The organism is Brevibacillus gelatini, from assembly GCF_003710935.1.
Lineage (GTDB): Bacteria > Bacillota > Bacilli > Brevibacillales > Brevibacillaceae > Brevibacillus > Brevibacillus gelatini.
In genome coordinates, this window is sequence record NZ_RHHS01000047.1 from 16,164 (window position 1) to 29,579 (window position 13,416).

The window sequence follows — 13,416 nt, forward strand, 5'->3', positions numbered from 1 at the left end:
GTTTCGGGCAGGATTGTTTCCCTGGACACAATAATAAGTTTGAGGTGAAGCCGTCAATGAATACGAAAAAAGTACTTGTCTTGCTGGGCGTGACCATTTTGCTCGGTACGTTTGCCCAAAACTTGTTTATGCCGATTTTGCCCGCCATGCAAAAGGCGTTTGCAACAAGTGAATACGGGATCAATCTGACAATTTCTGTGTTTACGGTCATGTTGGCCGTGATGCAGATTGTCTACGGGCCGCTCGTGGATCGGCTCGGTCGGAAAAAGGTGATGATTCCGGCACTCGTCTTGTATGCAGTGGCCTCCGTCGGCTGCTATCTGGCTGAGTCGGTTGCCGTTCTGCTCGTTTTTCGCGCCATTCAAGGCATAGGCTTTGCCGCGATCCCGATTGTGGCTGCCACGATGATTGGTGACCTGTTTACGGGCAACGAGCGGGCAAAAGCGATGGGAACATACCAGATGATGCTGGCAGTAGGGCCGGCTATCGGCCCATTGCTCGGCGGCTGGATCGGAGGAGTGGGAGGACATCCGGCTGTCTTTGCGTTTTTAGCCGTGACCGCGGTTCTTTTGCTAATCGGGAATGGACTGTTGCTGCCAGAGACGAAAAACAGCCATTTTGCTACGAGAAGCTTTCATTTGCGCGCTTACAGCGATATTTTCCGGCATACAGTGGGAGCAGCGGTGATATTACTTGGTTTTACGCAAATGTTTGCGTATTACTGCTTCCTGCTGTTTATTCCGGGTGAGCTGACGCACCGCTACCACTTGTCCAGTGAGCGAATCGGGCTGCTGTTTTTGCTCACCTCCGTCGTCTTGATGATTGGCAGCAAGCTGGCTGCTCGTGTGCAAAAGCGCTGGGGAGTGCGGAGAGCTCTTGTCTGGACAACTGGAATGCACGCTGCCGCGACTTTTTTGTTTATGACAGCGGCAGACGCATCACTCGTCATGCTCGTCGTGACAAGTACGTTGTTCGCTTTGGCGCTCGGAATCGGGATGCCGGTGCATACGACACTCTTGACGGAAGTGTTTGAACAGGAACGGGCCACGGCACTTGGCGTCTACAACCTGATCCGCTATATGGGCATGGCGGCCGGCCCTGTAGCGGGAGCGGCGCTGTACGAAGCGGGCGGCACTTGGCTGGAGTTTGGCGTGGCGGGACTGCTGCTCGTACTTGCGGTTATGTTCGCTGTAAAAAACGTAAACGGCTTGCGCTTCGGCAAAAGCGCGTGATGCAAGTTTGCGAACGCAGCCTTTTCTTCCAGCGGCAAATGTGCTACAACAAAGAATGACATAAAAGCGGGAGGAGCAAAAAGTATGCAGCAACAACACGAGCGAGATTTGCAGCCTGCAGGAGACGGCGCGCTGGTCGACCCCGCAAAAATTCAAGCATATACCGAGGCCGAATGTTTGGCCCTGTTGCAAAAAATAATAGAAGAGACACGTTCGGACAGTGCAAACGGGCAGCATGATCGTGCGGAAGCGGCTGTCCTGACTAGACTGTCTGTTTTGCGCATGGCGAAAAAAGGCGGCTTTGCGCTGGCGCAAGAGTGGCTGGAACGGGCATTGACGCTGCAGCCGGACGATCCCTATGCACTGGAGGTTCGGCTGCGGCTCGCTTTTTCCCAACTGCGCAGCCATGAGCTTGAAACGGCGTTTCCAACCGTGCGCGAGACGGATAATGTCGTCGCGAAAAGACGGGCCGTAGAGGTCGTGCAGGAAAAGGCAACACATGCGCAGGCGGAAATCGAACAGTGGCAGGCAATTGCCAAAGATGCGCTACAGACGGCAATAAAGCTGGGGGACGAACGGGCGCAGGCAACAGCGACAGGTCTGGTCGAGCTGTATGACAGGCGGCAAAAGCTGCTGTCCGAGCTGCTGGAGCGCGTCCAGGCGTACGGGGCATCGCTTTCTGGCGTCTTTTTCTCGGCAGAGCTGTTGACCCAGCTGCAAGAGACGATTCGCGCCCTGAACGGACAGGCACAGGAAAAAGAGCAGCTGTTGCCGGAGGAAGAAACGGATGTTGCCAGCCAAGCTCCCGAAGCAGAGCGTCACGGCGAACTGTCCGCGCTGGAGCAGTTGGAGAGCCTGATCGGGCTTCGCGACATCAAGCAGCGCGTGCGCCAGCTGGCCCAGTTTTTGCAATACCGCAAACTGCGCGAGGAAAAAGGCTGGCACATGCACGATCAACTGCCGCTTCACCTCGTGCTGATGGGCAATCCGGGCACGGGCAAGACGACGCTGGCCCGTTTGATCGCTCGCCTGTACCACGAGCTGGGGTTGCTTGCCAACGGGCAGTTGGTGGAAGTGGACCGCTCCCATCTGGTGGGCGGTTACGTTGGACAGACAGAGCAGCGAGTCATGGAGGCGATCAAGCAGGCGGACGGCGGTGTGCTGTTCATTGACGAAGCGTACAGCTTGAAGCGGCCGGACAGTTCGGGCAGCGACTACGGCCAAAATGCGATTGACACGCTGGTGGCGGCGATGACGAGCGGAGAGTACGCCGGGCGGTTTGTGGTGATACTCGCAGGCTATCCGGAAGAAATGCGGCAGTTTTTGTACGCCAATCCGGGCTTGTACAGCCGCTTTCCACAGGCCGGGCACTTTGTATTGCCGGACTACGACGCGGACGAGCTGGTGCAGATTGCGGACGCGGTAGCAGCGCGAAACGACTTTACGCTGACAGAGGCGGCCAAGACGGCTTTGCGGGAGCGCATCGAAAAAGCGCAGGTGGACGATACGTTCGGCAATGCCCGCACCGTCACCAATCTGGTGCTGGACGCGATTTTCGCCAAAGGGCGGGCGACCGCAGGCAAAGCGCTGCAATGGGACGACTTCACCATTTTGCGGCCGGAGGATGTCAGCGAGGCACCGCAGCCGACTGCGGAATCGTCCGCCGAAGCGACGCTGCAATCGTTGATCGGGCTGGAAGCGGTGAAAGCCGAACTGAAAAAAATCGCCGCCTATGTCGCCGTGCAGCAGGAGCGGGCGGCAAGAGGCCTGCCCAGGAACGCGATTGAGCTGCATGCGGTATTTACCGGCAATCCGGGTACGGGCAAAACGACGGTAGCAAAGCTCTATGCGCAGATGCTGCAGGAGGTCGGCTATTTGAAGCGCGGACACCTCGTCACGGCAAGCCGGGCGGATCTGGTCGCAGGTTTCGTCGGACAGACGGCGGCGCTCACTCGCAGGAAAGTGCGCGAGGCGTTGGGCGGTGTGCTGTTTATTGATGAAGCGTACGCTCTGCTCGGACCAAGCCAGCAAGACTTCGGCCAGGAGGCGATCCACACGCTCGTCGAGGAAATGACGCGACACGCGGAAAACCTGGTCGTGGTGCTGGCAGGCTACCCTGGGGAAATGAACGGGCTGCTCCTGAGCAATCCGGGACTTTTGTCGCGATTTAAAAAGTACATCCACTTCCCCGACTACTCGGTGGCAGAGCTTGTGCAAATTTTGCAGCAGGCTGCCGACAAGGCGGGCTATGTGATCGAGGAAAGCGCCGTGGCGGCGATTGTGCAACGTTTGGAACAAGCCTCCAAGGAGCAGCGGCTGCATGGAAACGGGCGGTTCAGTCACAATCTTTTGCAGGAGGCGATCCAGAACCAGGCGATGCGCATCACGGGCGTTTCCCGCGAGAACTGGGACGATGAACTGCTGACGACGCTTTTGTGGAGCGACTTTCAGCCTCTTTTCACATGGGAAGCCGAAGAAAACGGGACAAAAGTCTAGTTTTTGTCCCGGACAACGGTCTTCCTACTCTTTTGACAATTCACCCTTTCCCGTATAATGGAAGAACAAGGACATGAGGGGGAAGGGTGTTTTTTCTTTGCAAAAAAAATGGCAAGCAACCTTAAGTACGACTATCGCTTTGGGCATGCTGTTGGCAAGCGTGCCGGCCGAGGCCAGTCAGCCGGGAGAGCGACGGGGAAATATCGAGATCGAAGCGCAGGAAGAGCTGGCGCTTGAGAAAACATCGTCCAGACCAAGCGCCAGTGACCTCGTCGTCATTCAGTTGTCCGGTCCGGTGCGCGAGCAATGGAAGGACGAACTGGAAGACTTGGGGGTCAAGCTCGGCGATTACATACCGGATTACGCCTTTTTGGCCAAGCTGCCTTCCGCGGAAGAGCGAAAAGAAATCGAGCAGCTTTCTTTTGTGAAAAAAGTGATTCCGTATCATCCGCAGGCCAAACTGGCACCGCAGTTGCGTTCCACGCTGGGAAAAAACAAGCCGGTAGAAGTGGCGGTGATCGGCTTCGACCAAAAAGTGGACATGCTGCGAACCGTCAGCCGCCTGGCAGACGAGGCGAATATCAAGGAGATCGAGTCGCCGGAGATCGCTCCGCACATTTCGATTGTCACGATGGACGAAGAGGCGATTGGACAAGTCATCGAGTCGGAGGATGTCATCGCGATCATCCCTGTCCCGGAAAATCAGTTGCACAATGACATCGCGGCAACGATTGTTCACGCGGACGAGCTGGCATCTACAGGTTACACAGGCAAGGGACAGATCGTCGGCGTGGCTGATACGGGTCTGGATACAGGCGATGTAAAGTCGATCCACCCGGATTTTCAAGGCCAGGTCAATAGCTTGTACGCCATGGGCAGACAAAACGATGCGAGCGACCGGCACGGGCATGGCACGCATGTAGCGGGCGCGGTTCTTGGCACAGGCCAGGCATCGAATGGGCAGTACAAGGGAATGGCTCCAGATGCGAAGCTCGTCTTTCACTCGATTGAAGATCGCAGCGGCAAGCTGGTCACTGATGTCGAGACGATTTTGCAGGAAGCGTACGAGGACGGAGCCCGGATTCATTCCGATTCATGGGGAGCCGATGACAACGGGGCCTACAGTTTAAGCTCGTTTCTTTTCGACCGCTTCCTGTGGGAGCATCCGGACATGACTGCGCTGGTCGCAGCCGGAAACGCTGGTTGGACAGGCTATCAGAGCGTCGGGAGTCCGGCGACCGCCAAAAACGTGATCGCCGTTGGCGCAACGGAAAACGTCCGTCCGAACCTTGGCAGCCACTCCGACAACAAAGACGAGGTGTGGACAGACAGCAGTCGCGGGCTGACGGAGGACGGACGCTTGAAGCCGGACATTGTTGCACCGGGAACGTCGATTTTGTCGACCCGCTCGTCGCTTGCTCCGAGCAAAAATTTTGACAAGCGCTTCAACGACTACTACGCCTATATGAGCGGTACGAGCCTCGCCACACCGATTCTTGCAGGCGGTGTCGCGCAAATCCGGCAGTTTTTGGACGAGCAGGGGGAGAAGGAGCCGAGCGGCGCGCTGCTCAAGGCGATACTTTTGACGAGTGCAGATGATCTGGGCGAAGACATGCGCAAGCAAGGCTTCGGACGGGCCAATCTGGCGCGGGCGATCCAGACGAGCTACAAGGACGTCAAGGACGGGCTGCGCACGCGGGAAAAGGCAGAGTACGCGGTAAAAGTGACAGACAGCTCGCAGCCGTTCGCGATCACGCTTGCCTGGACGGACTATCCCGCATCGTTTGCCGCCCGGCGCACGCTCGTCAACGACCTGAATCTGAAGGTCACGACCCCGAGCGGCGAGCGTCTGAACGGAAACGACTTTTTCGAAGCGCCGTACGACGACCAGGTAGACAACCTGAACAACGTCGAGCAGATTTGGATTGTGGAGCCGGAAAAAGGGACGTATACCGTTACAGTGGAAGGCTACAACATTCCAAAAGGGCCGCAGCCGTACGCCATCGCCACGACAGGAACATGGGCGAAGGTCAAGGATGAAGAGGAGAAGGAGGACGGCAAGGACGACGATAACGGTCAGGAGGACAGCGAACCTTACGAGGTCAGAAACGAACTGAAAAAAGGGACGCTGAACAAAAAGACTCCTTACAGGGAGTACGTCATCCGCACCTTTGTAGCGGGCGAGCTGAGCTTGTCGCTGGAGTGGGATGAAGACGCCGACCTCCAGATGTACGTGTACGACAACAACGGGAAGGAGCTGGCTGCCGCGACGGGGACAGACAATCCCGAAACGTTGAAGATGAAGCTGCCAAAATCCGGTCTGTACAAGATACGGCTGGAGCTTGCGGACGGCAAGGAAGCGAAGTATCGTCTGGACCTCCGCTACCCAGGCAAAACGAAAAAGCGGTAGTCCGGCAATCAAAAGACACAGCCTTTGCTTTTGTGCGAGCGAAAGGCTGTGTCTTTTTGTGTCCGGTTTCAGTTGTGGGGCGGGCTTTCCAGCATCGTGGCGCCGTCCTCTTCTTTTTCCAGCCACTCCCGCGCACGCAGGGCAATCTCCAGGCAGATGCGACGCTCAGGGGAGGTATAGTCGTCGCCGATCAGTTCCGCGATTTTTTCCAGACGGTGATAGAGCGTCTGCCGATGGATGAACAGTCGCTCGGCAGCCTCCTGCTTGGACAGGTTGGCATCTAGGTAGACGCGCAGCGTGTGCACGAGGGCAGAACCATGCTTTTCGTCGTGGGCAAGCAGCGGGCCAAGGTAATCGGTAATAAAGCTCATCAGCACAGGCTCGGTCGGGATGTGAAACAGCAGGCGAAACAGGCCAAGGTCCGCAAAAAACGGACTGGTGGCTTCGCGCTGGAAAGCGAGTGCCTGTTCGGCTTCCGCGAGATGTCTTCCGGCGTCAGACAACCGTTTGCCCACACGTCCGATTCCGCACGAAATCCGGGCGTCTGCTCCGAGCATCTGTCCGGCAATCCGCTTCATCTCCGCCCACGCCTTTTCCAGTGCCCGCCGAGCGTTCGCTGTTGTCTTCCGGTCGATGAGCAAAATGTAAAAGCGATTGCCCGTGCAGCGGATGAACGGCCGAAATCCTTGCCGCGTCAGCAGCGAGCGGAAAATGGCCGTCAAATCGTGCGGCGGGAGAGCGTCATCTGACAGGGCGGTGCTTTTTTCACAGGAGATGATGAGCGTGTAGTAGGCAGGGGTCTTGCTGCTGCCGGACAGACCGAGTAGCGTACGCATATGCTCTTCCGGCATCGCGCGATTGGCGATAAGCTCGTCGAACAGGCGGTTTTCCATGGCGCGCGTCTGTTCCTCCGCAAACATTTTCCGCATGAAAAACTGGGCCATCGCCGAGACGGTATTGTCCAGGGTCAACAGCAAATAATCGTCCGCCTCCCGCTCGTACAAGATCAATCCGACGTAAGCGAGCAGATGGCCCATTGCCATGACAGGCTGATAGATCAACTGCTTCGTCGCAGAAAGCGGGTGAAAGCGGACGCTGGCATCGCTCGTGTCAGCCTGCGCAAAATGGGTGCGCAGCAGTTCGGTCAACTCCTGCTGGACCGCATGCGGCAGGGCCGGGACGTACTGGGCAGCGGCGTCTGGCGAGTAAAACAGCACCTGCGTCTTTACCGCTGACTGGAAATGCTGGAGCAGCTTGGGGATGCCCGCAGCCTGCAGACTGAGCTGCTGCAGGCCGCGAGAGTACATTTCGAGCGCTCGCAGTGCCTGCATTTGCCGATTGATGAGGTGCTCGTGCAAATCTTGCGTAATATCGACGAAGCGCACAGGCTGGTGAAACACAATGAGCGGAAATTCGTGATGGTTGGCCATCTCCAGCATGTCTTGAGGGATCGACGGGATGTACGCGCCCAACTCCACGCACAGTCCCGACGCCTTGCGCCGGATCAGCTCGGCCAAATAGGCGAGCCGCTTTTCTTTTGCCTCCCCGAAGCCGAGTCCGGTAGAGAGAATCAGTTCGCCGCCATTCAAAAATCGTCCCGTATCGGCAGTCTCCAGGACGTGGACCCAGCGCACAGGCCGGGACAGACCACGCTGCCCTGCCACGATCTCGGCATGCTGAAACAAAGGGCGCTTGATCGCCTCGGCAACGGTCAGTCGCCAGTCATTGCTCATAGGCTTCTCCTCTCTCTGCCCGTTTCCCTATGTGCTTTGCAGCCGGGCAATTGACATCATGTATGATGAATGCTATCGAATGATTGACATTTTGTCTAGTGATGGCGCGTTTTATTTTTGGATAAAATGGAATTGTCAAACAAAAGATGGCAAGGAGTTGAAAGGATGAACACAGCCGCTGCTGGTACTCCATTGAAAAATTACATCGGGGGACAATGGGTGGAATCGCAGGCAGCCCGCTTTGAGGACGTGCCGAACCCGGCGACAGGCGAACTGCTGTCCCGCGTGCCGCTGTCGACGAAAGAAGATGTGGACAAGGCCGTTGCTGCTGCCAAGGAAGCTTTTGCCGGATGGAGCGCAACTCCGGTCGTGGAGCGGGCTCGCATCATGTTTCGCTTTCACAGTCTATTGATGAAGCATGAGGACGAACTGGCCCGGATGATTACGCTGGAGAACGGGAAAAATCTCCCGGAAGCGCAGGCAGAGCTTTTGCGCGGGCTGGAAATGGTCGAATTTGCGTGCGGGATGCCGACGCTGTTAATGGGCGAAACGCTGCCAAATATCGCGGCCAATATCGACAGCCAGGTGATTCGCTTTCCGCTGGGCGTCGTGGCCGGGATTACTCCGTTCAATTTCCCTGTGATGGTTCCGATGTGGATGTATCCGATCGCCATAACAGCGGGAAATACGTTCGTCCTCAAGCCTTCGGAACGCACGCCGCTGTCCTGCATTCGCATTGCGGAGCTGCTGAAGGAAGCGGGCTTGCCGGACGGAGTATTCAACGTCGTGCATGGCGCTCACGATGTCGTCAACGGGCTGTTGGAGCACCCGGATGTGAAGGCGATCTCCTTTGTCGGCTCGCAGCCAGTGGCCGAGTACGTGTACAAGACCGCCGCCGCTCACGGCAAACGGGTACAGGCGCTGGCTGGCGCGAAAAACCACCATCTGGTCATGCCCGACACCGACCTCAAGCGAGCCGCCAAAACGATTGTCAGCTCCGCGTTCGGCTGTGCGGGCGAGCGCTGTATGGCAGCGAGCGCAGTCGTCGCTGTCGAGGAAATCGCTGACGAACTGGTGGCGCACCTGATCGAAGAATCGAACGCGCTGACGATGGGCAACGGGCTTGAGGCTGGCGTCGATCTCGGTCCGGTGATCCGCGATTCGCATTTGGCCAAGGTGCACGGCTACATTGAAAAAGGGCTCGCAACCGGTGCAACACTCGTACGCGACGGCCGGGAAGATGCGAAACAGCACGAAAAAGGCTACTTCCTTGGCCCGACGATTTTTGACCAGGCCGATGCGGAAATGGTGATCGTGCGCGACGAAATTTTCGCTCCGGTACTCAGTGTCATGCGCGTGAAAAATTTTGAAGAAGGACTGGAAACGATTAGCCGCTCCCGCTTTGGCAACGGGGCGACGATTTATACCAACAACGGAAAATGGGGCAGGGAGTTCGTGCAGCGCGTCGAGGCCGGGATGGTCGGCGTCAACGTGGGCGTGCCTGCGCCAATGGGCTTTTTCGCCTTCTCGGGCTGGAAGGAATCGTTTTACGGCGACCTGCACGCCAACGGCAAGGATGGCGTCATGTTTTTCACGAAGAAAAAGACAGTTACCTCCAGATGGTTTGAAGATGGCGATACGAGCATCGGCTCGCAAAACGTGTTCGTGAAATAAAGGAGGCGTAGGCGATGGAGCAAGATCAACTGTTGCATGAGTACGACAAGGAAAGCTTGCTTGCGGCAGACCGCGAGCACATGTGGCACCATATGTCGCCCTATAATCCGAATCCGATGATTGTGACGGGTGCCCAGGGCTCCTGGGTCACGGATATTGACGGCAACCGCTACCTGGACGGCATGGCTGGCCTGTGGTGCGTCAACGTCGGGTACGGACGGCAGGAACTGGCAGATGCCGCCTACGAGCAGTTGAAGCAGCTCGCGTACTTTCCCCTGACGCAAAGTCACGTGCCGGCCATTCGCCTTGCGGAAAAAGTGAGCGAGTGGCTGGGCGAGGAGTATCGCGTCTTTTTCTCCAACAGCGGATCAGAGGCGAACGAGGTCGCGTTCAAGATCGCCCGCCAGTACCATCACCAAAACGGCGAGCCGGGCCGCTACAAATTCATCTCCCGGCACCGCGCCTACCACGGCAACACGATGGGAGCGCTCGCCGCGACGGGCCAGGCCGTGCGCAAGGAAAAGTACGAGCCGCTTGCGCCAGGGTTTTTGCATGTGCCGCCGCCGTACTGCTACCGCTGTCCGGCGGGGAAATCGTACGGTAAATGCAACCTGGAATGCGCCGGGTACTTCGATCAGGTCATCAACTGGGAAGGCGAAAAAACGGTCGCTGCCGTCATCATGGAGCCGACCATTACAGGCGGGGGAGTGATCGTGCCGTCGCCCGAGTACATGCCGAAGGTGCGGGAAATTTGCGACAAGTACGGCGTGCTGATGATCGTCGATGAGGTCATCTGTGGCTTTGGCCGCTCCGGCAAAAAATTCGGGCATCAAAACTTCGGGGTCAAGCCGGACATCGTCACGATGGCAAAAGGAATTACGAGCGCCTACCTGCCGCTGTCGGCAACAGCTGTGCGCGCCGACATTGCCGACAAGTTCAACGAGCCGGGCAACAATCAGCACTTCCGCCACGTCAACACGTTTGGCGGAAATCCGGCGGCCTGTGCGCTCGCTTTGAAAAACATTCAGATTATGGAAGAGGAACAACTGGTGGAACGCGCCGAGCAGCTCGGGGACGAATTGCGTGCCAAGCTCGCTTTCCTGGCCGATCACCCGAATGTAGGAGACATTCGCAGCTTCGGCTTTTTGATGGGCATCGAAATGGTCGAGGACCGCAAAACAAAAGAGCCCGCGGCCCCGGCGAAGCTTACGCAAGTGATCGCCGAGTGCAAAAAGCGCGGCCTCATCATCGGTCGCAACGGCGACACGATCCCCGGCTTCAACAACGTCCTGACGCTGTCACCGCCCTTTTCGACCACGAGCGAGGACATCGACTTTATTGCCCGCGTTATGAAGGAAGCGTTCGACACATTGGGATAGAAGTTTGAAAGAAAGCCTTTTCAAGTCAAGAAAACAGCAGAAGCCCCCACGCTCTTTACGGGAGACGTGGCCGGGGTGACTGCTGTTTTTTTCGCTGCAATCTTCCTGATGCTATCCTTGTGTCTGTGTTTTTCTACGTTCGGCAGCGTTCCCCATAAATTTTCCTGCCTGTTCCTGAAATTCCCTGATATTCACATGTATCTGTCCTTTCCAGATTTTTGTATAATGATCCAGTACACAAAAAAGTGGTGCCAAAAGCCACGCAACTTTGATGGATCTAGGAGGATGGCATGAAACGTATCTGTGTTTTTGCAGGTTCCAATCCAGGCGTAAATCCGGCCTATGCCCAGTATGCCGAAATGCTGGGGAGAGAGCTTTTGGCAAGAGGGCTTGAGCTGGTTTACGGTGGTTCCAACATGGGGTTGATGGGACGAGTGGCGAATACGGTGCTCGAAGGCGGCGGCAAAGTGATCGGGGTCATGCCGACCGGACTGTTTCGCGGCGAGATCGTACATAAGGGGCTGACAGAGCTGCATGAGGTCGTCACAATGCACGAGCGCAAAGCGAAAATGCACGACTTGTCCGATGGATTTATCGCCTTGCCCGGAGGCTATGGCACGTTTGAAGAAATTTTTGAAGTCGTCAGTTGGGGACAAATCGGGATTCATTCGAAACCAATCGGGCTTTTAAATGTAGACGGCTTCTATACGCCGCTGTTGGAAATGGTGCGGCACGCTACAGAGGCAGGCTTCATCCCGCAGATGCAAGGAGAGCTGGTCGTGTGCGAGAGCGATCCGGCTGTTTTGCTCGACCGTCTGCGCGACTACAAGCCGCCAGTCAAAGGGAACAAATGGTCGGAGCTGACTGAAGAATAGGGGAACAGAAAAAAGCAGTTCGCTTTGGAAAAACGGCAGCGAGCTGCTTTCTTGCTTTTTGGAACGGCACTTTTTCATGGAACAAGAAAAGATTGACAGACAATAAGAACAGGTGATAAGGTAGATGACAATATATCCTAGTTAACAAATAGGAATAGTAAAAATATATTTTGCTTCGTACATAAGGAGGAACCGACATGAGAAAAACGAACAAGTGGCTTCAGCTTTCCACCACAGCGGCGCTCATCACCGCGCTGGCTCTCCCGGCGACAGCGGGAGCAGCAGCGAATCAGCCTGTTGCGGTCCTGGCCAAAGAAGCGGCAAGCGCAACGGCGCAGGCAGAGTACGGCAGCTTTTTGCTGCAGCAATACGGCATTTCGCTTGACAAGGCAGTGACCCGCGGGCAATTTTCCCAGGCACTCGCCAAGGTGGTTGCGGCTACCCAAAGTATAACGGAAACAGAAGCGAACGCGAAAGGCTACGTTCCGCAAGCCGCAGGTACGGCGAAAATCGCCGCCTGGGAAGCGATCAGCGCCGCTGTGAAGGCGGCTGATTTGGCCGAGCTTGCTTACACGTACAGCGAGGACAAAGTGGCGGCGTCCCTGAAAACGGCGGGCATTGCCTATCAACAGGGTGGAGCGCTTTCCTGGCAGGCTGCACAGGAAGTAGCCGTTGCCCTTGACACCGGGCTTGTTTCTGCGGGCACGCTGGCCGCGATCAAGACAGACGGTGACACGACCGGAGAACTGGCCGTACAACTGCTGGGGAAAGTCGTAGAGTTCCACGGCGACTACAAGAACTACCTGGGCAGCGTGCAGGATGCGGATATTTACGGAAAGCTTGCGCAAGCCTGGAGCGAATCGTCGATTATCAAGGCGGGAGAGCTGCAAGAGATCATCGACACGGGCCTCAAGCAAAACCTGATTACCGGCTACAACCTGAAAGACGCTGCCTTCGATCCGCACTTTGATCCGGAGCGCACGATTACTTACGGACACAGCGATATTGCTCACGCCATTCAACTGATCGGTCTGTTGAAAAGCGAAGGCATCCACGCCAAAGTCCAGTTCGAGCCGAAAACATCCGCCTTCATCTACTTGAAGGAATGGGGCGAGCCTACCCAGTCGGATGATTATCAGGTCGTGCAGATTGAAAATGGCAATTTTATCGCCTATGCAAAAGAATACGACCTGAGCTTCGAGTTTGCGAGCAAAACCGAGAAGGAACGCTTCCAGCCATTGGTGCTGAAGTATGCGAAACGAAATCAGGAAGACGTGACGGGCCTGCTGAAAGCATCCTGGTGGCAGCCGCTCTACCACTCCCGTACGGAGCTTGCCGACTATCCGGTAATCACGAACAACCTCATCAAGGAAGGCCGCTACATCGTCCAGACGTTCTCCCTGAACGAGGAGTCGCCAAAAGTGGTGGCGGGGCTGAAAAAACTGAGCGACAAGCTGAACGTGGAAACGTACAAGTTCTGGGTTGACCAGCCATTCTACAACTATCTCCACGGCGAATCGAAATAGGCCTTTTTTGTCTAGGCAAAAAAACCGATCAATCGTGAAAAGCCTTGCTTTGCCCAAGCGGTGGGAGCAAGGCTTTTTGCAGCAGACCCGC

General features: G+C 56.4%; 8 protein-coding genes. 7 read left to right on the plus strand and 1 reads right to left on the minus strand.

Features of this window, described 5'->3' with window-relative positions:
- Positions 1-56 precede the first annotated feature (56 nt).
- The 3 genes from EDM57_RS18910 to EDM57_RS18920 all read left to right on the plus strand — a co-directional run bounded on the left by EDM57_RS18910 (position 57) and on the right by EDM57_RS18920 (position 6,138).
- Positions 57-1,232, plus strand: a complete 1,176-nt coding sequence (locus EDM57_RS18910; protein ID WP_122906252.1) for an MFS transporter — start codon at positions 57-59, stop codon at positions 1,230-1,232.
- A gap of 84 nt (positions 1,233-1,316) precedes the next feature.
- Complete coding sequence (locus tag EDM57_RS18915; RefSeq protein ID WP_122906253.1) at positions 1,317-3,728, plus strand: AAA family ATPase; 2,412 nt, start codon at positions 1,317-1,319, stop codon at positions 3,726-3,728.
- A 145-nt stretch (positions 3,729-3,873) separates the two neighbouring features.
- Entirely contained in the window at positions 3,874-6,138 is a 2,265-nt protein-coding gene (locus tag EDM57_RS18920; RefSeq protein ID WP_122906335.1) for a S8 family serine peptidase, read from the plus strand.
- Positions 6,139-6,206: 68 nt separating this feature from the next.
- On the opposite strand, the gene EDM57_RS18925 is transcribed toward EDM57_RS18920, so the two are convergent.
- Positions 6,207-7,871 (minus strand): PucR family transcriptional regulator, encoded by a 1,665-nt coding sequence (locus EDM57_RS18925; protein ID WP_122906254.1) that lies wholly within the window; start codon positions 7,869-7,871, stop codon positions 6,207-6,209.
- Positions 7,872-8,036: 165 nt separating this feature from the next.
- Between EDM57_RS18925 and EDM57_RS18930 the strand changes: the two genes are divergently transcribed.
- The 4 genes from EDM57_RS18930 (at position 8,037) to EDM57_RS18945 (ending at position 13,325) form a co-directional block, all read left to right on the plus strand.
- On the plus strand, positions 8,037-9,545 hold the full coding sequence (locus EDM57_RS18930; RefSeq protein WP_122906255.1) for a CoA-acylating methylmalonate-semialdehyde dehydrogenase: 1,509 nt from the start codon (positions 8,037-8,039) through the stop codon (positions 9,543-9,545).
- Between the two features lie 14 nt (positions 9,546-9,559).
- A complete protein-coding gene (locus tag EDM57_RS18935) occupies positions 9,560-10,924 on the plus strand; it encodes an aspartate aminotransferase family protein (protein WP_122906256.1) in 1,365 nt (454 codons plus the stop codon).
- 290 nt (positions 10,925-11,214) lie between these two features.
- On the plus strand, positions 11,215-11,799 hold the full coding sequence (locus tag EDM57_RS18940) for an LOG family protein (protein ID WP_122906257.1): 585 nt from the start codon (positions 11,215-11,217) through the stop codon (positions 11,797-11,799).
- 197 nt (positions 11,800-11,996) lie between these two features.
- Complete coding sequence (locus tag EDM57_RS18945; protein ID WP_122906258.1) at positions 11,997-13,325, plus strand: hypothetical protein; 1,329 nt, start codon at positions 11,997-11,999, stop codon at positions 13,323-13,325.
- The last annotated feature ends 91 nt before the right edge of the window (positions 13,326-13,416 follow it).

What these genes read in the sequence shown, in the direction of transcription:
- EDM57_RS18910 (WP_122906252.1), top strand. Translation starts at nt 57, where the DNA reads ATGAATACGAAAAAAGTACTTGTCTTGCTGGGCGTGACCATTTTGCTC.
- EDM57_RS18915 (WP_122906253.1), top strand. Translation starts at nt 1,317, where the DNA reads ATGCAGCAACAACACGAGCGAGATTTGCAGCCTGCAGGAGACGGCGCG.
- EDM57_RS18920 (WP_122906335.1), top strand. Translation starts at nt 3,874, where the DNA reads ATGCTGTTGGCAAGCGTGCCGGCCGAGGCCAGTCAGCCGGGAGAGCGA.
- EDM57_RS18925 (WP_122906254.1), bottom strand. Translation starts at nt 7,871, where the DNA reads ATGAGCAATGACTGGCGACTGACCGTTGCCGAGGCGATCAAGCGCCCT.
- EDM57_RS18930 (WP_122906255.1), top strand. Translation starts at nt 8,037, where the DNA reads ATGAACACAGCCGCTGCTGGTACTCCATTGAAAAATTACATCGGGGGA.
- EDM57_RS18935 (WP_122906256.1), top strand. Translation starts at nt 9,560, where the DNA reads ATGGAGCAAGATCAACTGTTGCATGAGTACGACAAGGAAAGCTTGCTT.
- EDM57_RS18940 (WP_122906257.1), top strand. Translation starts at nt 11,215, where the DNA reads ATGAAACGTATCTGTGTTTTTGCAGGTTCCAATCCAGGCGTAAATCCG.
- EDM57_RS18945 (WP_122906258.1), top strand. Translation starts at nt 11,997, where the DNA reads ATGAGAAAAACGAACAAGTGGCTTCAGCTTTCCACCACAGCGGCGCTC.